Here is a 19,568-nt window from a genome sequence, read left to right on the forward strand (position 1 = left end):
GGGTTGTCGATGGCGACGATGTCGTTCCGGGACGCGATGTTCCTGCTGGCGGAGTCGCGGGAGCGGCCCACCCACGTCGGCTCGCTGATGCTGTTCGACCGGCCGGAGGGCGCCGGTCCGGACTTCCTCGCGGACCTGCACCGGTCGCTCGTGACCGGTGACGTCGACATCGCGCCGCTGTTCCGCCGCCGGGCGACGCGGGGCCTCTCGACGCTCGGCCAGTGGGCGTGGGCGACCGACGACGACGTCGACATCGAGTACCACGTCCGGCTCTCCGCGCTGCCGCGTCCGGGGCGCATCCGCGAGCTGCTCGAGCTGGTCTCCCGCCTGCACGGCAGCCTGCTCGACCGGCACCGGCCGCTGTGGGAGTTCCACCTCGTCGAGGGCGTGGAGGGTGACCGCTTCGCGGTCTACAGCAAGATCCACCACGCGATGATGGACGGGGTGCGCGCGATAAAGCACCTCGAGAAGGCGCTGAGCACCGACCCCGAGAAGCGCGACATGCCCCCGTTCTGGGCGGTCGACCCGCGGCCGGGCCGCAGCAGCCGCCCGGTGGGCGAGCCGGCGCCCGCCCCGGCGGGCGTGATCGGGACGGCGCGCGAGTACGTCGGGGGCGCCCTGCGCACGGCGGGCACCCTGGCCGAGTCGGTCGGGCAGTCGCTCAACATCGGTCCGGCGCTCGTGGGCTCGGCGTACCGCGGCCTCGTCGACCACGACCTGGCGCTGCCGTTCGAGGCCCCGCCGACCATGCTCAACGTCCCGATCACGGGAGCACGGCGGTTCGCCGCCCAGTCGTGGCCGCTCAAGCGCATCCAGCGGGTCCGCGAGCGCACCGGCACGACCGTCAACGACGTCATGCTGGCGATGAGCTCGGGCGCCCTGCGCCACTACCTCGAGGCGCACGGGGGCCTGCCCGACCGGCCGCTCGTGGCCGCCCTGCCCGTCGCCCTCGAGGACTCCGGGTCCGGCAACGCCCTCGGCGCGATCCTGGTCAACCTGGCGACGAACGAGCCCGACCCCGCCGAGCGGCTGCGCAAGATCCGGCACTCCGGCCTGGCCGCCAAGGAGAACCTCCAGGGCCGCGACCCGCTGACGATCGCCGCGCTGTCGGCCGTGGTCGCCGCCCCCATCGGCCTGGGGCTCGTCCCGGGGTCGTCGGCGGTGAACCAGGGCTTCAACCTGATCATCTCCAACGTGCCCGGCCCGAAGGACCCGCTGTACTGGGAGGGCGCGAAGCTCGACGGCATCTACCCGATCTCGGTGCCGCTGGACGGGCAGGCCCTCAACGTCACGGTCATGTCGTACGCCGACTCCATGGAGATCGGCATCACCGGCGACCGCCGGGCCGTGCCGCACCTGCAGCACCTGCTGGGCTACCTCGAGGACGCGCTGGTCGAGCTCGAGGCCGTCGCCGACGCGGCCGACCGCGACTAGCGCTCCAGGGCGGCGGTGACGTCGCCGAGCACGTCGTGCACCTGCTCGAACAGCGGCAGGCGCGCGGCGTACACGGCGGCGTCCGGGCCCGGGTGCAGCGTCTCCCCCATCGGGATGCGCTCGGCCGCGTCGACGAGGCCGTCCGGGCCGGGCGGCAGCAGCCCCACGCCCTGCATCCCGAGCAGGGCGGCGCCGAACGCGGAGCCCTGGTCGACGGTCGGGAAGCCGACGGGCAGGCCGAGGGCGTCGGTGAGCAGGCGCCGCCACAGCGGGCTGCGCGCGAAGCCCCCGGTGGCGCGGACCTCGTGCACCTCCAGTCCGGCCTCGCGCATCGAGTCGAGCACCAGGCGCAGCTGCAGGCACACGCCCTCGAGCAGGGCCCGCGTGACGTGGCCCGCGCCGTGGCGGCGGTGCAGGCCGACGAGGGCCCCGGCCCCGCCGATGTCCCAGTGCGGCGCGCGCTCGGCGAGCAGGTGGGGCAGGGCGAGCAGCCCGTCGGCGCCCGCGGGCACGGCGCCGGCCAGCTCGAGCAGGTCGTCGACGTCGCGGTGCAGGGTCTCGCGTGCCCAGTCGAGGACGAGCCCGCCGTTGGTGATGGCCCCGCCCACGACCCAGCGCTCGTCGGCGAGGCCGTAGCAGAACACGCGGCCGCGGGGGTCGACGGCAGGCCGTTCGACGGTGACGCGCAGGGCCCCGCTGGTGCCGATCGAGCACGCGGCGACCCCGGGGCGGACGGCGCCGACCCCGAGGTTGGCCAGCGGACCGTCCCCGCCCCCGGCGACCACGGACACGCCGGCGGGCAGGCCCCAGTCGCGCACGCGCAGCCGGCCGATCACCGCGGTGGACGCCACGGGCTCGCCGAGGGCGTCGGCGGTGATGCCGGCGAGGTCGAGGGCCTCGGGGTCCCAGGTGCCGAGGGCGACGTCGAGCAGGCCGGTGCCGGAGTTCAGGGAGGTGTCGGCGACGCGGGCGCCGGTGGCCCGGGCCAGCACGAACTCCTTGACCCCGCCCCAGGTGTGCGCCGCGGCGTGCAGGCTCGGGCGTTCCCGGCGCAGCCAGGCGAGCTTGACCATCGGGCTCATGGGGTGGACGGGGGTGCCGGTGCGCCGGTGCAGGGCCAGCGCCCCGGGGCGGGTCCGCAGCTCGCGCGCGACGCCGGACGCCCGGGTGTCGGCCCAGGTGATCAGGGGGCCGATCGGGTCGCCGCCGGCGTCGAGGGCGAGCAGCCCGTGCATCGCCGAGCTGAACGCGACGGCGGCCACGCGTGCCGGGTCGAGGTCGGCGACGGCGTCGCGCACGGCGTCACCGACCGCCTCCCAGAGCGCCTCGGGGTCCTGGACGGCGGCGCCGGGCTCGGGCTCGTCGAGGCGGTGGGCGGCCTCGCCGTGGCCGTGGTCGGCGCCGTCGGTGCCGAAGGCGACGGCCTTGGTGGCGGTGGTGCCGATGTCGACGCCGAGGACGAGGTCCGGGGTCGGCGGCATCAGACGACGAGGCTCGCCAGCAGCACGACGACCAGGCCGACCACGGACACGATCGTCTCCATCACCGACCAGGTCCGGAACGTGTCGCGCACCGACATGCCGAAGTACTCGCGCACGAGCCAGAACCCGGCGTCGTTGACGTGCGAGAAGAACACCGAGCCCGCGCCGATGGCGAGGACGGCCAGGGCGGGGTCGACGCCGGGGTCGACGGCGAGGATCGGCGCGACGATGCCCGCCGCGGTCACGGTGGCGACGGTCGCCGAGCCCGTGGCCAGGCGGATCACGACGGCGACGAACCAGGCGAGCAGGAGCACCGGGATGCCGAGACCGCCGGCGGCCTTGGCCAGCGAGTCGCCGATGCCGGAGTCGATGAGCACCTGCTTGAAGCCGCCGCCGGCGCCGATGATCAGGAGGATCGAGGCGGCGGGGACGAGGCCGGCCGCGGCGAGCGACGAGACCTGGGAGCCCGAGAGGCCCCGCCGGAACCCGAACGTCCACAGCGCCAGGAGCAGCGCGAGCAGCAGGGCGACGATCGGCTCGCCGACGAACTCGGCGACGTCCTTGGCCGTCCCGTCGGGCAGCACCACGTCGGCGACCGTGCGCAGGAGCATCAGGGCGACGGGCAGCAGGATCGTCACGAGGGTGGCGGTGAGGCCGGGGGTGGCGCCGGATTCGAGCGAAGGGGCCCTTCGCTCAGTAGATCGGGCCGTGGGCGCCCCTCGCCCGGACGGTGCGCCGGACGTCGGTTCCGGCGAGGGTCCCGGCGACGGGTCCCCGTCGCCGACTCTTTCGACCGAAGGGCCCGTTCGCTCGGAACCGGCGCCCACGAGCCCCGGCGGCGGCGAGGCGGTGGCCCAGCGCGAGGCGTAGTGCCCGAACAGCGGGCCCGCGACGGCGACGGTGGGGATCGCGAGGACGAGCCCGATGAGCAGGGTGCGCCCGAGGTCCGCGCCGAGCGCGTCGACGGCGACGAGCGGGCCGGGGTGGGGCGGGACGAAGGCGTGCAGCACCGAGAGCCCGGCGAGCGCGGGGATGCCGACGCGCAGGATCGCCGAGCGGCCGAACTCGTCGCGCCCGTCCTCGGAGCCGGCGGGCAGCATCCGCACGGCGACGACGAAGACGACCGGGAGCACGAGCACGACGCCGATCTCGAAGAACAGCGGGATGCCGAGCACCATCGCCAGGCCGGCCACCGCCCACGGCAGCGCGCGGTACCCCGCGCGGCGCAGGATCGTCTCGGCCAGCAGGTCCGCGCCGCCGGAGTCGGCGAGCAGCTTGCCCAGCATCGTGCCGAGACCGAGGACGATGCCGACGTCGCCGAGCGTGCCGCCGACCCCGTCGGTGAACGACTCGACGGTGCCGGTCGGCCCCAGGCCCGCGGCGAGGCCGAGGACGAGCGCTCCGACCATCAGCGCGGGGAAGGCGTGCAGGCGCAGGCGGGAGGTGATCAGGACGATCACCAGCACGACGACCGCGGCCGCCGTCACCACCAGACGCGTGTCGATCGCGGTCCACACGACGGGCTCCCTGGTCTGCGCGTGTCCGGCGTGCCCCGATCTGCGCCGTCGCGGGGCCCCGCCTACTCTTCGCGGCGGAGGCGTCAGGGTGCCTGGTGGCCCCCGCGGTCTTCAACACCGTAGTGGCCGAGCATCTCGGCCAGGCGGGTTCGATTCCCGTCCGCCTCCGCCAACCGCACAGCTCTCCGACGTCGCAGACCCGCTCCTCAACACCACGGGGGAACCGTCACGTGGGTGCTCGCACCTGGCTCGGCGCCTGGCCGGTGTTCCGGCAGGCCACCGGTCCCGACCCGCTCGCGCGCGGCGCGGCCGTGCAGTCGCCGCGGACGAAGGCGCTCGGCCCGCGCACCGACGCCGCCGACGAGGTGGTCAAGTCGGTCTGCCCGTACTGCGCTGTCGGCTGCGGGCAGGACATCTACGTCCGCGACGGCCGCGTCACCCAGATCGAGGGCGACCCCGACTCGCCGATCTCCCGCGGGCGGCTGTGCCCCAAGGGCTCGGCGTCGACGTCGCTGGTCACCTCGCCCTCGCGCGTGACGACGGTGCGCTACCGGCGCCCGTACGGCACCGAGTGGGAGGACCTCGACCTCGACACGGCGGTCGACATGATCGCCGACCGCGTGATCGACGCCCGCCGCAGGGGCTGGCAGGACACCGACGACGAGGGCCGCGTCCTGCGGCGCACCCTGGGCTTCTCGAGCCTGGGCGGCGCGACGCTGGACAACGAGGAGAACTACCTCATCAAGAAGCTGTTCATGGCGCTCGGCGCGATCCAGGTGGAGAACCAGGCGCGCATTTGACACTCCGCCACCGTCCCCGGTCTGGGGACCAGCTTCGGTCGTGGCGGGGCCTCGAACTTCCAGCAGGACCTGCAGCACTCGGACTGCATCGTCATCGAGGGCTCGAACATGGCGGAGGCCCACCCCGTGGGCTTCCAGTGGGTGATGGAGGCGAAGAAGCGCGGCGCCAAGATCATCCACGTGGACCCGCGGTTCACGCGGACGAGCGCGGTCGCCGATCTGCACGTGCCGTTCCGGGCGGGCGCGGACATCGCGTTCCTCGGCGGACTGATCAACTACGTGCTGAGCGAGGGCAAGGACTTCCGCGAGTACGTCACGACGTTCACGAACGCCGCCGACATCGTCGGTGAGGACTTCGTCGACACCGAGGACATGGCCGGGCTGTTCTCGGGCTTCAACGCCGAGACCGGTCGCTACGACCCGATCAGCTGGCAGCTCGAGGGCGTCGAGTACGAGGCCCCGGCCGCGGGGATGCGCGACCACTGGGAGTCCGACCTGCGCACCGACGGCGGCGGCCAGACCGAGCAGGGCGAGCTCCGCGAGCACCACGCCGCGATGGCATCGGACCTCGGCGGCGGGGCCGGCGACGCCGCCAACGCGACCAGCGCCCCGGTGCGCGACGAGACCCTGCAGGACCCGCGCTGCGTCTACCAGGTGCTCAAGCGGCACTACGCCCGCTACACCCCCGAGGCCGTCTCGCAGGTGTGCGGGATGAGTGCCGCGGAGTTCCTGCGGGTCGCCGAGGCGATCACCGAGAACTCCGGCCGCGAGCGCACCACGGCGTGGGTCTACTCGGTGGGCTGGACGCACCACAGCGTCGGCGCGCAGTACATCCGCGGCGCCGCGATCCTGCAGACGCTGCTGGGCAACATGGGGCGTCCCGGCGGCGGCATCCTCGCGCTGCGCGGGCACGCCAGCATCCAGGGCTCGACGGACATCCCGACGCTCTACGACATCCTGCCCGGCTACATCCCGATGCCCAACGCGCACCTGCACGACGACCTGCGGTCGTTCCTCGACGCGGACGCGGCCAAGACGGGCTTCTGGGGCAACATGGACGCCTACCTGGTGAGCCTGCTCAAGGCCTGGTGGGGCGACGCGGCGACCCCCGAGAACGACTTCGCGTTCTCGTACCTCCCGCGCCTCACCGGCGACCACGGCACATATGGGATCGTGCGCGACCAGATCGACAAGTTGACCTACGGGTACTTCGTCGTCGGCGAGAACCCGGCCATCGGGCACGCCAACGGCAAGATGCAGCGGCTCGGCCTGGCCAACCTCGACTGGCTCGTGGTCCGCGACATGCAGATGATCGAGACGGCCACGTTCTGGAAGGACGGGCCCGAGATCGAGACCGAGGAGATGCGGACCGAGGACATCGGTACCGAGGTCTTCTTCCTGCCCTGCGCGAACCACACCGAGAAGGCGGGCACCTTCACCAACACCCAGCGGCTGCTGCAGTGGCGGCGCGAGGCCGTGCACCCGCCGGGCGACGCGCGCAGCGAGCTGCACTTCTACTTCCACCTGGGCAGGAAGATCCGGGAGAAGCTGGCGGCGTCGACGGACGAGCGCGACCGCCCGCTGCTCGACCTGACCTGGGACTACCCGACGTCCGGCGTCCACGACGAGCCGGACCCGGAGTCGGTGCTCGCCGAGATCAACGGCTACGACGCCGACGGGCAGCACCTGTCGAGCTACACGCAGCTCAAGGCCGACGGGTCGACCACCGCCGGGTGCTGGATCTACACCGGCGTGTACGCCGACGGCGTCAACCAGGCCGACCGGCGCAAGCCCGGGTCCGAGCAGGACTGGGTGGCCGCCGAGTGGGGCTGGGCGTGGCCGATGAACCGGCGCACGCTGTACAACCGCGCCTCCGCCGACGCCGAGGGCAAGCCGTGGAGCGAGCGCAAGGCCTACGTCTGGTGGGACGCCGAGCAGGGGAAGTGGACCGGGCACGACATCCCGGACTTCGAGGTGACGAAGCCGCCGTCGTTCGTCCCCGAGGAGGGGGCGACGCGGCAGGACGCCCTGTCCGGCACCGACGCGTTCATCATGCAGGCCGACGGCAAGGCGTGGCTCTACGCGCCCGCGGGGCTGGCCGACGGGCCGATGCCCACGCACTACGAGCCGGTCGAGTCCCCGGTGGCCAACCTGCTGCACGGCCAGCAGGACAACCCCGCGCTCGAGCGGATCGACCGGGCCTGGAACCGGATCAACCCGTCGCAGAGCGAGGTCTATCCCTACGTCTTCCTCACCTACCGGCTCACCGAGCACCACACCGCGGGCGGGATGAGCCGGTTCCTGCCCTACCTCGCCGAGCTCCAGCCGGAGTTCTTCTGCGAGATCTCCCCCGCGCTCGCCGCCGAGCGCGGTCTCGAGCACCTGGGCTGGGCCACGCTGATCTCGGCGCGGACGGCCATCGAGGCGCGGGTGGTGGTCACCGAGCGCATGAAGCCCCTGCGGATCGGGGACCACGTCGTCCACCAGATCGGACTGCCCTACCACTGGGGGTCCAACGGCCTGTCCACCGGCGATCCGGCCAACGACCTGCTGGGCGTCGTCATGGACCCCAACGTCCACATCCAGGAGTCGAAGGTGGCGACCTGCGACATCCAGCCCGGGCGGCGGCCGCGGGGACCGGCGCTGCTGGAGTTCGTCGAGTCCTACCGGCGCAAGGCCGGCGTGGAAGCGGGAGGGATCACGTAGTGAGCCTGTTCGAGGCCTTCTCGGGGACGGCGAACTCCCTCTCGGGGCCGTTGCCCGACCCCACCACCGACGCGGGCTGGTCGGGCGACCACCCCAAACGGGTCGGCTTCTTCACCGACACCTCGGTCTGCATCGGTTGCAAGGCCTGCGAGGTGGCGTGCAAGGAGTGGAACCTGGTGCCCGACGACGGCACCGACGCCTCCGACCTCTACCGCCTCACCGGCATGTCCTACGACAACACCGGTGACCTCGGGTCGTCGACGTGGCGGCACGTGGCGTTCATCGAGGACGTCCGACCGCACGGGTCGGCGACGGCGGCGCACGGGGGCCAGCAGACGGGCTTCCTGCCCGCCGGGCTGCCTGCGGTCACCGGCGGCGGCAACGGCCACACGCCGCGCGACGCCGGCACGGCCCCGCCCGGGGGCGGAACCGTCGACCTGCTGTCCCTGCTGCCCGACGACGGCGCGCACGGCCAGCAGACCCCCGACGACGAGCGCGACGTGCGCTGGCTGATGGCCTCCGACGTCTGCAAGCACTGCACGCACGCGGGCTGCCTGGACGTGTGCCCGACCGGCGCGCTGTTCCGCACCGAGTTCGGCACGGTCGTCGTCCAGGACGACATCTGCAACGGCTGCGGCTACTGCGTGCCGTCGTGCCCGTACGGCGTCATCGACGTGCGCGAGTCCGACGGCGGCGCCCACAAGTGCACGCTCTGCTACGACCGCCTCGGCGAGGGACTCGAGCCCGCGTGCGCGAAGGCGTGCCCCACCAACTCCATCCAGTTCGGCGACCTCGACGAGCTCCAGGCCGCGGCCGACGCGCGGCTGGCCGAGCTGCACGGCCGCGGGGTGGCGGAGGCCCGGCTCTACGGGCGCGACCCCGACGACGGCGTGGGCGGCGACGGCGCGTTCTTCCTGCTGCTCGACGAGCCGGAGGTCTACGGCCTGCCGCCGGACCCGATCGTCACCACGCGCGACCTGCCCGAGATGTGGCGCAACGCGGCGCTGACCGCCGTCGGGCTGGGCGCGGCGGTCGTGGCGGCGTTCTGGGGAGGACGGCGATGAGCGGCCACGACACCAACACGGAGATGTCGCAGCGGTACGGGGTCGACCGCGACGCGGTGAAGCCTCGCGGCAGCAGGCGTCGGGGGCGCGGCGAGGAGCTGCAGGTCCCCGAGGCCGAGTTCCGCTCCTACTACGGGCGCCCGATCATCAAGGCGCCGGTGTGGAAGAACCCGGACGTCCCGCTGTACCTGTTCCTGGGCGGCCTCGCCGCGACTTCGTCGGGGCTCGGCGCGCTGGGCGGGGCCACCGGACGCCCGACCCTGCGCCGCACCGGCCGCCTGGCCGCCGCCGGCGGCGCGATCGGCGGCACCGTGTTCCTCGTCCACGACCTGCACCGGCCGTCGCGGTTCCACCACATGCTGCGGGTGTTCAAGCCGACGTCGCCGCTGTCGGTGGGCACCTGGATCCTCTCGCCGTTCGCGACGTTCGCCGCGGCGACGGTGGCGGCGGAGCTCGTCGAGCCGGTGGTGCGTCGCCGCAGCTCCGGGCTGGCCCGGCTGCTGCGGCGCGCGGGCGACGCGTCCGGGGCGGCGTCGGCGGTCATCGGCCCGGCGCTGGGCACCTACACCGCGGTGCTGTTCTCGAACACCGCGGTGCCGACCTGGCACGAGGCGCACCGCGTCCTGCCGGTGGTGTTCGCCGGCAGCGCCGCGGCCGCCGGCGGCGGCATGGGCCTCGTGGGCGCGTCGGTGCGGGACAACGAGCCCGCGGCGCGCCTCGCCGTGGCGGGCGCGGCCGTCGAGCTGGTGGCCGGCGAATACATGGAGCGCTCGCTCGGGCTGCTCGGCGACGTGTACCACAAGGGCCGGGCCGGGACGCTGATGAAGGCGTCGAAGGCGTGCCTGGCCGCAGGCGCGGTCGGGACCCTGCTGGGACGGAAGAAGCGCTGGTCGGCGGCCCTGTCCGGGCTCGCGCTGATGGCGGGCTCGGCGCTGACGCGGTTCGGGGTGTTCGACGCCGGCATCGCGTCGGCGAACGACCCGGCGCACATCGTCGTCCCCCAGCGCGAGCGCCTGCGGCAGCGGCAGTCGACGAACGAGACGACCCAGGCCCCGCCGGACCGCGCCTTTGCCTGACGGCTTGTGAGTGCTTGCCCGTGCCCCGGCACGGGCGAGCGCGCACGAGCGCGGAGCGCCAAGATGGGCCGCGATGAGTGACGACCCCCGCCGGCGGGTGCCGCGCACCGACACCGTGCTCGCGGACGCGCGGCTGGAGCCCGCGCTCGCGACGCTCGGGCGCGCGCGGGTCAAGGAGGTCGTGCTCGCGGCGCAGGGCCGTGCGCGGGCCGGGGACATCGCGCCCGAGGCCGTCGCCGACGAGGTCGTCGCGACGCTGCCGGCGAGTGCCGCGTCCCTGCGCCCCGTCCTCAACGCCACCGGGGTCCTGCTGCACACCAACCTCGGGCGCGCGCCGCTGTCGGCGGCCGCCCGCGACGCGCTCGACGCGGCGGCCGGGACCACGGACGTCGAGCTCGACCTCGCGACGGGCGGGCGCGGGCGGCGGGGTGCGGGCGCGCTGGCGGCGCTGGCGGCGGCGGTGCCCGACGCCGGCGGGGCGCACGTCACGAACAACGGGGCCGCCGCGCTGATCCTCGCCGCGACCGCGCTGGCGGCCGGGCGCCAGATCGTCATCGCGCGCGGCGAGATGGTCGAGATCGGCGACGGGTTCCGGCTGCCCGACCTGCTGGAGTCGACGGGCGCGCGGCTGCGCGAGGTCGGCACGACGAACCGGGTCCACCGCGCCGACTACGCGGACGCCGTCGGCCCCGACACCGGGATGATCCTCAAGGTCCACCCGTCGAACTTCGTCGTCACCGGGTTCACGTCGTCGGTGCCGGTCTCGGAGCTCGTCGGCCTGGGCGTCCCCGTGGTGTCGGACATCGGGTCGGGTCTGCTCGCCCCGCACCCGCTGTTGCCCGCCGAGCCGGACGCGACCACCGAGCTCCGCGCCGGGGCCGACCTCGTCACCGCGTCCGGCGACAAGCTCCTCGGCGGCCCCCAGGCCGGGCTGCTGCTCGGTGATGCCGACCTCGTGCACCGCCTGCGCCGCCACCCGCTGGCGCGCGCGCTGCGCGTCGACAAGCTGACGCTCGCCGCGCTGGAGGCGACGCTGCGCGGGCCGACGCCGCCGGTGCGCGCGATGCTCGAGGTCGACGTCGGCGCGCTGCGCGCCCGGGCCGAGGACCTCGCCGCGAAGGTGGGCGGCACGGCGGTGGACTGCGCGGCCCAGGTCGGCGGGGGCGGCGCGCCCGGTGTCGAGCTGCCGAGCGCGGGCGTCGCGCTGCCGTCCGCGGCGGCCGAGGCGCTGCGGGCGGGCGCGGACCCCGTCGTCGCGCGCGTCGAGCAGGGCCGCTGCGTCGTCGATCTGCGCTCGGTGCCGGCGGACGCCGACGACCGGCTCGCCGACGCAATCGCCCGGGCGCTGCGGTGAGAGTCGTGGCCACTGCCGGCCACGTCGACCACGGCAAGTCGACGCTGGTCCGCGCACTGACGGGGATGGAGCCTGACCGCTGGGCCGAGGAACGCCGGCGCGGCATGACGATCGATCTCGGCTTCGCCTGGACGACGTTGCCGGGTCTCGACGAGCCGGTGGCCTTCGTCGACGTCCCGGGTCACGAGCGCTTCGTGACGCAGATGCTCGCCGGGGTCGGGCCGGTGCCGGCGACGATGTTCGTGGTCGCTGCCGACTCGGGGTGGATGCCGCAGTCGACCGAGCACCTCGACGCCCTCGACGCCCTCGGGGTGCGGGACGGGCTGCTCGTCGTCACCCGCAGCGACCTCGCGGACCCGGAGCTGGCGCGGGACGAGGCGCTCGAGCACCTCGCGGAGTCGTCGCTGGGGCGCCTGCCGGCGGTGTGCGTCTCGGGGACGACGGGTGCGGGTCTTCCGGACCTGCGCTCGACGTTGTCGCAGCTCGTCAGCGGGTTGCCCGCCCCGGATCTCGACGCCGACGTGCGCCTGTGGGTCGACCGCGCGTTCACGGTGCGCGGGGCGGGGACGGTGGTGACCGGGACGCTCGGGGCGGGCACGGTGCGGGTGGGCGACGAGCTCGCGCTGGGCGACCGGACCGTCGTCGTCCGCGGGATGCAGGCGCTCGGGGAGAGCGTCGACCCGGTGCGGGCCGTGGCCCGCGTGGCGCTGAACCTGCGTGGGGTGGGGCTCGACGAGGTGGGCCGCGGCGACGCCCTGACCACCCCGGGGCGGTGGCTGCGCAGCGACGTGGTGGACGTGCGGGTGGGGCCGCCGCGGGGTGCTTCCGTTGCCGAGGAGCTCCCGAAGCAGGTGATGGTGCACGTCGGGTCGGCGGCGGTGGCGGCGCGGGTGCGGCCGCTGTCGCGCGCCGATGCCCCCGACGACGCCGACGGCGTCACGCGGACCGTGCGGCTGACCCTGCGCGAGGCGTTGCCGCTGCGGCCCGGCGACCACGCGCTGCTGCGCGACCCGGGCGTGCACCGGGTGCTGGGCGGGGTGACGGTGCTCGACGTGCGGCCGCCGTCGCTGCGCCGGCGCGGGGCGGCGCGGGCGCGGGCCGGGGAGCTGGCGACCGCCGAGGGCGCCCCCGACGCCCACGCCGAGCTGGCGCGCCGGCGGCTGATGCGGCACGACGAGCTGGTGGCGCTGGGCGCGGAGGTGCCGGCCGACATCCCCGCGACGGGCGGGTGGCTGGTCGACCCGGGGCACCTCCCGGTGCTGGCGCGGAGGTTGGTCGAGGCGGTCGTCGCGCACGCCGAGTCCGAGCCGCTGGACCCGGGCCTGCCCGCGAGGGCGGCGGCGCGGGCTCTCGAACTGCCCGACCCGCGCCTGCTCGACCTCGTGCTCGCCGAGCCCGGGGCGGCGTCGCTGGCCGCGGCGGGCGGGCGGATCCGGGCGCGCGACGCCGGGGGGCTGCCCGACGCCGTGCGCGCCGCGGTGGCGACGGTGCGCGAGGACCTCGCCGACGCGCCGTTCAACGCGCCCGAGGCCCACCGGCTCGCGGAGCTGGGCCTGCGCACCCGCGAGCTGGGCGCGGCGGTCAAGGAGGGGGCGCTGCTCAAGGTCGGCGACGGGATCTACCTGGCGCCCGACGCCGCGGACGCCGCCGTGGCGCGCCTGGCGGACCTGCCCTCGCCGTTCACGCTGTCCGAGGCGCGCCAGGCGCTGGGCACCACCCGGCGCGTCGCGGTGCCGTTGCTGGAGTACCTGGCGAAGCAGGGCCGCACGCGCCGTGACGCGGAGGGCCGGCACGCGCTGCGGTGACGTGTCCTCGTGCCAGCGTGGGGGCCACGCTGGCGTCCAACGCGTGCAAAGCCCCCACGATCACCGGCTTCCCCGCCGTCCCGGGGCGCGCCAGGATCGGCGCGTGGACCTGCGTCGCGACGTCGCGCTCGGCGCGCGGCTGGCCGTGGTCCGCGCCGGGGGGTTCGCGCTCGCGCTGAGCGGCGACCCGGTGCTCCGCCTGCTCTACCGGCCGTGGATCGACGACCCGGCGCCGCTCCAGCGCCAGCTCCGCGAGGCCGCGCAGCCGTACGCCAGCCGCAGCGGCGTGCTCGTCGTCGCCACGGCCGCGCTGTGCCGCGAGCTCGTCCGGGATCGCCGGTTCCTCGTGCGGACGCGGTCCGGCGGTTCGCTCGGCGGCTCGGTCGAGGGCGGGCGTGACCCGCTGCTCGAGCCCGTCGAGCTCTCGTTCCTCGGGATGGACCCGCCCGACCACACGCGGCTGCGGCGCCTGGTGGGCGGCTTCTTCACGCCGGCGCGGGTCGACGCCTACGAGCCGCTGGTCGTCCGGCTGGCCGAGCGGCTGACCGACGACGCCGCCCGCCGCGGGCGCTTCGACCTCCTCGCCGACGTCGCGACCCCGCTGCCGGTGGCCGTCATCGCGGAGATCCTCGGGGTGCCCGACGCCGACGCGGGGGCGTTCGCGCGGTGGGGGCAGGCGGTCGGGGCAGGGCTCGGCGGGGTGCGGTCGCTGCGCGCGCTGCACCGGCTCGACGCCGCGGTGGCCGAGCTGCGCGGCCTGCTGGGTGACCTGCTGGAGCGCCGGCGCCACGACCCCGCCGACGACCTCATCAGCCACCTCGCCGCAGAGGACGCCGACGCCCAGGAGGCGATCAGCCTCGCCGCGCTGCTGCTGCTCGCCGGGTTCGAGACGACGAGCAGCCTGCTCGCCAACGCGGTGGCGGCGATGACCGATGCCCGCGAGCCGTGGGCGCAGCTGGCGGCCGATCCGGCACGCGCCGGCGACGCCGTCGAGGAGACCCTGCGGTTCGAACCGCCGATCCAGTTCACGGCGCGCACCCCCCACGAGACCGTGCGCCTCGGCGAGCGCGACGTCGCCCCGGACACGGTGGTGATGGCGATGCTCGGCCCGGCCGGGCGGGACCCCGAGGTGCACGCCGACCCCGACGTGTTCGACCTCGACCGGCCGACGAAGGGCGAGCACCTCGCGTTCTCGGGCGGGATCCACTACTGCCTCGGCGCGGCGCTGGCGCGGCTCGAGGGGCGGGTCGCGCTCGGGGCGCTGGCGGAGCGGATGCCGACGCTGCACCGGGTCCCGGGCGCGGTGCGGCGGCGGTCGCTGCTGCTGCGCAGCTACCTGCGCCTGCCGGTCGCGATGTGATCGTGGGGGATTTCCACGCGTTGAACGCCAGCGTGGCCCCCACGCTGGCACACGCCGTGCGCCACGCTCAGGAGGAGGAGGTGTCCGTGAGGTCGGCGCGCAGAGCCGCGAGGGTGCGGGTGAGCAGGCGCGAGACGTGCATCTGCGAGACCCCGACGCGCTCGGCGATCTGGGTCTGCGTCATCCCGCCGAAGAAGCGGAGCATGACGATCGTGCGCTCGCGCTCGGGGAGCTTGCGCAGCGCCGGCTGCACCGTCTCGCGGTGCTCGACCTGCTCGAGCTCGGCGTCGGCGCTGCCCAGCACATCGGCCAGGCGCCCGGACGACGGGTCGTCGACGAGCATGTCGTCGAGGCTCGAGGACCGGTAGGCGTTCGCCGCCTCGAGGGCCTCGAGCACCTCCTCGCGGCTGCGCTGCAGGTGCTCGGCGAGCTCACCGGCCGTGGGTGCGCGGTTGAGCTCCTGGGACAGATGCGGCATCGCCGACCCGATGGCCAGGCGCAGGTCCTTGAGCCGGCGGGGCACGCGCGTCGACCACGCCTTGTCGCGGAAGTACCGCCGCACCTCGCCGGTGATGGTCGGGACCGCGTAGGACAGGAAGTCCGAGCCGCGCTCCGGGGAGAACCGGTCGACGGCGTGGATGAGGCCGACGGTGGCGACCTGCTCGAGGTCCTCCTGCGGCTCGCCACGCTGGGCGAAGCGCCGCGCGATGTGCCGGGCGAGCGGCAGGTAGCCCTCGACGAGGCGGTCGCGCAGGGCCTCGCGGCGGGGGTCGTCGGCCGGGAGCCCGGCGTGCTCGGTGAGCATGGGCACGAGGTGCTCGTAGGAGTCCTCGCGCCGGGACGAGCCGCCTCCGCCACCCGAGAGGGTGCGCGCCGGCTCGCTCACGGGTTGAGCCGTTGCTTGCGCAGACGGATGCCGAGCCACTCGGGGTCGGCGTCGAGCACCTGGGCGTCGTCGGTGAGGGTCGTGAGCACACGCCACCCGAACGTGTCCTGGCGCAGCGTGGCCTCGTCGGCGACGGGCACCCGGCAGATCACGTCGATGCGGCCCTCGCTCATGACGAACCCGCAGCGCAGCTGGCCACCCTCGCGCGCCAGCGGCACCAGCGCGGAGCAGGCCTCGTCGACCGCCATGCGCAGGTCGGACACGGCGTCGAGGTCGAAGTCGGCGCGCGCGGCGAGGTCGGCGGCGACGGCGCGCACCGATGGGATCAGCGCGGGGTCGGCGTGCACGCGGACCTCGACGGGTGTCGGGGTCTCGGCCAGGTCGCCACCGGCGTCGGTGGCGGTGGCCGAGCGGTCACGCTGCTGCGGTTCCGGCGTCTGCACGGCTGCTGATCTCCGTTCGCGGCAGGTGAGGAGGTCGGTGGGGGGTCACCGTATCGACGGAGTCGGGGCGGGCGGCAGGCCCCCGCCGGATCATCCGGCGAGCGCGGCCTCGACCGACGGGTAGAGCGCGAAGAGATCGGTGAGCCCGGTGGCCTGCAGCGGCCGGCTGACCGGCCGGGAGTTCGCCACCAGGCGCAGCGCCACGTCGCGGTTGCGCGACTCGTCGAGCGCCTCGACCAGCAGCGCGAGGCCGCTGGAGCCGAGGAACTCGACCGAGAGCATGTCGAGCACGAGCACCGAGGGCTTGCCCTGCAGTTCCTCGTTCACCTTCGCGCGCAGCGCCGGCGTCGTCAGCATGTCGATCTCGCCGGCCAGCCGGATGACCGACGCGCCGTTCGACCGCTGCACGTCCACGCCGAGCGGGTCCTCTGCAGTGAGGTCGTCATCGGTGGCCACGGCGTCTGGTCCCCCTCCGTCTGGTCTTTCGCATGGAATGGGCGTCGGAGCGCCTCGCGCTCGTCGCCCGTCCCGCCGCAACGTAGCGGGAATGGTGGACACCCTACTCGTCACCCCCCGTGGGCACGGCGTGACGGCGCCCGCGTCCCGGTCACATCGCCGCGTTCCACGATCGTGCGTGGCCTGGGCCGTTCGTGGGTGTTTGCCCTCGCGGAGCCGAGGGGATACCCGCGCTGCTGACACCGGGCCGAGGGTGGTGATGGTCCATCCGGGCGCCCCGACTGGGAGGACCGCCATGGCCGACATCCGACTCCTGCCCGGTCCCATCATCGACGAGTGGGACTGGCAGCTCCACGGTGCGTGCCGCGGGATGGACTCGAGCTTCTTCTTCCACCCCGACGGCGAGCGTGGTCCGCGCCGCGAGCACCGCGCCGCCGAGGCGAAGAAGGTCTGCGCCTCCTGCCCCGTGATCGAGCCGTGCCGCCGCCACGCCCTCGCGACCCGCGAGCCCTACGGCGTCTGGGGCGGACTCACCGAGGACGAGCGTCGCCTCGCCCTGCGTGGCGGCCGTCCCGCCGACCCCGAGCGCGGTGCGGTGGTCTTCGAGGCCCGCTGAGCCTCAGAGGTACTGCCCGCCGCCGCTCTCCCCCGGCGCGACCGCCCGACCGCCCCGTCCCTGACGCATCTGCTCGAGCTGGCCCCGCGCCGCCATCTGCTGCGCGAGCACGGCGCTCTGGATGCCGTGGAAGAGCCCCTCGAGCCACCCCAGCAGCTGGGCCTGCGCGATCCGCAGCTCGGCCTGCGACGGCGCCGCCTCCGTCGAGAACGGCAGGGTGATCCGCTGCAGCTCGTCGCGCAGCTCCGGGGCCAGGCCCTGCTCGAGCTCGTGGATCGAGCGCTCGTGGATGTCGGCCAGGCGCGCGCGTCCCGCCTCGTCAAGCGGGGCCGCCCGCACCTCCTCGACGAGCTTGCCGACCATGCCGGCCACCCGCATCACCGCACCGGGGGACGCCACCAGGTCCCCCGTGCCCGCGCCCTCGCCCGCGCCCGAGGCGGCGGCCGCGGCGAGGGCCGACGAGGGCCGTTCGTCCTGATCACTCATGGTGCCCATCATGGCGTCCCGGCCGCCGCCCGTCGCGCCGACGGGACCCGTGCGGCCGGGGTCCGGCGAGTGCTTCGCTGGGCCGGGGGCGGGGTACCAGGGGCCGGAGGTGAGTGGTGGAGACCAGGATCGAGCTGGCCCTCGAGCACACGGGGACCGGCGACGCTGACGGAGCGCACACGGCGGGCGACGCCGCGGTGCGGCCTGCCGATCCCGATCCACCCCCCGGCGCCCCGGTCGTCGTCGCGCTGCGCGGCCGGCTCTCCGAGCGCGCCGTGCGCCCCCTCGTCCAGCGCCTCCACGCGCTGCTGGTCCGCCACGGCGGCGTCGTCGCCGACGTCTCCGCGGTCGAGCTGACCCACTCCGGGGCGGTGCACGCCTTCTCCGAGGCCGCGGCCCGCGCCGGCGAGTGGCCCGACGTGCGCCTCGCGCTGGCCGGTCCCGACGCCACCCTCGCGGCGCTGCTCGTCAGCTCCCGCGTGGCCGAGCGCGTGCTCGTGCAGCCCGACGTCGACACGGCGACCGCGCACCTCGACGACCGCCCCGAGCTGCTGCGCGGCTACTGGCACTTCGAGGTCGATCCGCGCGCTCCCGGTGACGCCCGCAGGCACGTCCGGCGCGTCTGCCGGCGCTGGGGCATCGACGAGGACGCCCAGGAGGCCGCGGAGATCGTCGTGACCGAGCTGGTCACCAACGCCGTCGAGCACGCGTCGAGCGCGTCGGTGGTCGAGGTGTGGCGCCGTGACCGCTCGCTGCGGCTGATGGTGCGCGACTTCGACCTCAGCGAGCTGCCCGGCGCCCACCTGCCCGACGCCCGGGCCCCGCGCGGGCGCGGCCTCGCGATGGTGGCCGCGGTCGCGCAGTCGTGGGGCGTGGAGGCCCACCGCGACGGCAAGACCGTGTGGGCGCAGATGGAGACCGTCTGACCGACCGGCTCCCGGTCAGGCGGCGGCGACCGCCACGGTGTCCGCGCCGCCGGCCAGGCGCTCGTCGAGCAGCTCGAGCACGGCCGCCTCGACGCGCCGGCGCATGGCCTGGTCGTCGCCCCCGGCACCCTCGCGCAGGGCGGCGGCGATGGTGCGCCCGGCCTCGAACCCGGTGACGATCACGGGGTCGACGTAGGAGCGCTTGCACACCGCGGGGGTGTTGCCGAGCTGCTCGGCGACCGCCTTCATCGTGCGGGTCACCGCGCCCTTGACCTTGCGCTGCGCCCGCGGCGGCACGCCGGAGTCGTCGACCTCGCCCGCGAGCGCGACGGCCGCCTGCACCCCGGCGTTCCAGGTGCGCAGATCCTTCGCCGTGAACTCCTCGCCGATCAGCTCGCGCACGGCGTCGTTGACGTCCTGGGCCGTGACGTCGTGCCACGGTCCGCGGTCGCCGCCGCGGCCGCCGCGCCGGAACGCCAGCAGGTCCTCGCCGCCACCGCGGCGGCGCTTGAGCGACGACACGAGGCCGTGGATGTGCTCGTCGTGGATCGTGATCCGGCGCGGCACGCCGGACTTCGCGGTGTAGCGGAACTCGACGGCGCCGTCGCGGCGCGCCACCGCGTGCTCGCGGCGCAGCGTCGCGAGGCCGAAGGAGGCGTCGCCGGGCGAGTCGTCGCTGGCGTACTCCTCGCCACCGACGCGGAAGACGCCGAGGTCGAGCATCCAGACCGCGCCGGCGAGCACCCGGTCGCGTCCGAGGCCGCTGCTGCTGGTCAGGCGCTTCGCGATCTCCTCGCGGGCGTCGCCGATGACCGCGCCCAGGCGCGCGACGCGCAAGAACTTCTCCTGGTCGCGCTGCTTGGTCCACTCCTCGTGGTACCGGTACTGGCGTCGTCCGGCGGCGTCGTTGCCGACGGCCTGGATGTGGCCGGCCGGGTCGGGGCAGATCCAGACGTCCTCCCACGCGGGCGGGATGACGATGGACTTGATGCGGTCGAGGTGCGCCGCGTCGGTGACGGGCTCCCCGCTCTCGCGGTCGAAGTAGCTGAACCCCTTGCCCCGCTTCCGTCGGCCGATACCGGGTCCGTAGGGCTCGGTGTGCACCAGTTCCACCGGGCCGGTCTACCCCCCGCAGGGTTGCCCCGAACGCCGTTTCTG

General features: G+C 74.9%; 16 protein-coding genes and 1 tRNA gene. 10 read left to right on the forward strand and 7 right to left on the reverse strand.

Annotated elements, in window-relative coordinates:
* The first annotated feature begins 9 nt into the window (after window positions 1-9).
* Window positions 10-1,434: a WS/DGAT/MGAT family O-acyltransferase gene (locus ACQPX6_RS22005; protein ID WP_433782540.1), complete on the forward strand. Its 1,425-nt coding sequence runs from the start codon at window positions 10-12 to the stop codon at window positions 1,432-1,434.
* On the opposite strand, the gene ACQPX6_RS22010 is transcribed toward ACQPX6_RS22005, so the two are convergent.
* Window positions 1,431-2,915, reverse strand: a complete 1,485-nt coding sequence (locus ACQPX6_RS22010; RefSeq protein WP_433782541.1) for a gluconokinase — start codon at window positions 2,913-2,915, stop codon at window positions 1,431-1,433. The two genes, ACQPX6_RS22005 and ACQPX6_RS22010, sit on opposite strands and share 4 nt — an antisense overlap.
* Window positions 2,915-4,432, reverse strand: a complete 1,518-nt coding sequence (locus tag ACQPX6_RS22015; RefSeq protein ID WP_433782542.1) for an SLC13 family permease — start codon at window positions 4,430-4,432, stop codon at window positions 2,915-2,917. Before ACQPX6_RS22015 ends, ACQPX6_RS22010 begins: the two co-directional genes overlap by 1 nt.
* Window positions 4,433-4,508: 76 nt before the next feature.
* On the opposite strand from ACQPX6_RS22015, the gene ACQPX6_RS22020 reads away from it, so the two are divergent.
* The 7 genes from ACQPX6_RS22020 to ACQPX6_RS22050 all read left to right on the forward strand — a co-directional run bounded on the left by ACQPX6_RS22020 (window position 4,509) and on the right by ACQPX6_RS22050 (window position 14,597).
* A tRNA-Sec gene (locus tag ACQPX6_RS22020) sits at window positions 4,509-4,604 on the forward strand.
* A gap of 58 nt (window positions 4,605-4,662) precedes the next feature.
* Complete coding sequence (gene fdh, locus ACQPX6_RS22025) at window positions 4,663-7,938, forward strand: formate dehydrogenase (protein ID WP_433782543.1); 3,276 nt, start codon at window positions 4,663-4,665, stop codon at window positions 7,936-7,938.
* Window positions 7,938-9,002, forward strand: a complete 1,065-nt coding sequence (locus ACQPX6_RS22030) for a 4Fe-4S dicluster domain-containing protein (RefSeq protein ID WP_433782544.1) — start codon at window positions 7,938-7,940, stop codon at window positions 9,000-9,002. The genes fdh and ACQPX6_RS22030 overlap by 1 nt, the downstream gene beginning before the upstream one ends.
* Window positions 8,999-10,078: an NrfD/PsrC family molybdoenzyme membrane anchor subunit gene (gene nrfD / locus ACQPX6_RS22035; protein WP_433782545.1), complete on the forward strand. Its 1,080-nt coding sequence runs from the start codon at window positions 8,999-9,001 to the stop codon at window positions 10,076-10,078. The genes ACQPX6_RS22030 and nrfD overlap by 4 nt, the downstream gene beginning before the upstream one ends.
* Window positions 10,079-10,151: 73 nt before the next feature.
* On the forward strand, window positions 10,152-11,432 hold the full coding sequence (gene selA / locus ACQPX6_RS22040) for an L-seryl-tRNA(Sec) selenium transferase (protein ID WP_433782546.1): 1,281 nt from the start codon (window positions 10,152-10,154) through the stop codon (window positions 11,430-11,432).
* The gene (selB, locus tag ACQPX6_RS22045; protein ID WP_433782547.1) at window positions 11,429-13,237 is read left to right on the forward strand and encodes a selenocysteine-specific translation elongation factor; all 1,809 of its coding nucleotides are present in this window, start codon (window positions 11,429-11,431) and stop codon (window positions 13,235-13,237) included. Before selA ends, selB begins: the two co-directional genes overlap by 4 nt.
* Window positions 13,238-13,340: 103 nt before the next feature.
* The gene (locus ACQPX6_RS22050) at window positions 13,341-14,597 is read left to right on the forward strand and encodes a cytochrome P450 (RefSeq protein ID WP_433782548.1); all 1,257 of its coding nucleotides are present in this window, start codon (window positions 13,341-13,343) and stop codon (window positions 14,595-14,597) included.
* A 67-nt stretch (window positions 14,598-14,664) separates the two neighbouring features.
* Here ACQPX6_RS22050 and ACQPX6_RS22055 read toward each other — a convergent pair whose 3' ends face one another.
* The 3 genes from ACQPX6_RS22055 to ACQPX6_RS22065 all read right to left on the reverse strand — a co-directional run bounded on the left by ACQPX6_RS22055 (window position 14,665) and on the right by ACQPX6_RS22065 (window position 16,382).
* Window positions 14,665-15,402 carry an RNA polymerase sigma factor SigF gene (locus ACQPX6_RS22055; protein WP_433788323.1) on the reverse strand — a complete coding sequence of 246 codons (738 nt, stop codon included), beginning with the start codon at window positions 15,400-15,402 and terminating at the stop codon, window positions 14,665-14,667.
* A gap of 77 nt (window positions 15,403-15,479) precedes the next feature.
* Window positions 15,480-15,926, reverse strand: a complete 447-nt coding sequence (locus tag ACQPX6_RS22060; RefSeq protein ID WP_433782549.1) for an ATP-binding protein — start codon at window positions 15,924-15,926, stop codon at window positions 15,480-15,482.
* A gap of 90 nt (window positions 15,927-16,016) precedes the next feature.
* A complete protein-coding gene (locus ACQPX6_RS22065; protein WP_165825783.1) occupies window positions 16,017-16,382 on the reverse strand; it encodes an anti-sigma factor antagonist in 366 nt (121 codons plus the stop codon).
* Window positions 16,383-16,677: 295 nt separating this feature from the next.
* Here ACQPX6_RS22065 and ACQPX6_RS22070 point away from each other — a divergent pair, with 295 nt between their 5' ends.
* The gene (locus ACQPX6_RS22070) at window positions 16,678-16,998 is read left to right on the forward strand and encodes a WhiB family transcriptional regulator (protein ID WP_433782550.1); all 321 of its coding nucleotides are present in this window, start codon (window positions 16,678-16,680) and stop codon (window positions 16,996-16,998) included.
* Window positions 16,999-17,001: 3 nt separating this feature from the next.
* Here ACQPX6_RS22070 and ACQPX6_RS22075 read toward each other — a convergent pair whose 3' ends face one another.
* Window positions 17,002-17,493 carry a proteasome activator gene (locus ACQPX6_RS22075; protein ID WP_433788324.1) on the reverse strand — a complete coding sequence of 164 codons (492 nt, stop codon included), beginning with the start codon at window positions 17,491-17,493 and terminating at the stop codon, window positions 17,002-17,004.
* Between the two features lie 107 nt (window positions 17,494-17,600).
* Between ACQPX6_RS22075 and ACQPX6_RS22080 the strand changes: the two genes are divergently transcribed.
* Window positions 17,601-18,410: an ATP-binding protein gene (locus ACQPX6_RS22080; RefSeq protein WP_433782551.1), complete on the forward strand. Its 810-nt coding sequence runs from the start codon at window positions 17,601-17,603 to the stop codon at window positions 18,408-18,410.
* 15 nt (window positions 18,411-18,425) lie between these two features.
* On the opposite strand, the gene ACQPX6_RS22085 is transcribed toward ACQPX6_RS22080, so the two are convergent.
* Window positions 18,426-19,523 carry a DNA topoisomerase IB gene (locus ACQPX6_RS22085; protein WP_433782552.1) on the reverse strand — a complete coding sequence of 366 codons (1,098 nt, stop codon included), beginning with the start codon at window positions 19,521-19,523 and terminating at the stop codon, window positions 18,426-18,428.
* Between the last annotated feature and the right edge of the window lie 45 nt (window positions 19,524-19,568).

The sequence above is a fragment of the Actinomycetospora sp. CA-101289 genome (assembly GCF_050955895.1).
Taxonomy (GTDB): domain Bacteria; phylum Actinomycetota; class Actinomycetes; order Mycobacteriales; family Pseudonocardiaceae; genus Actinomycetospora.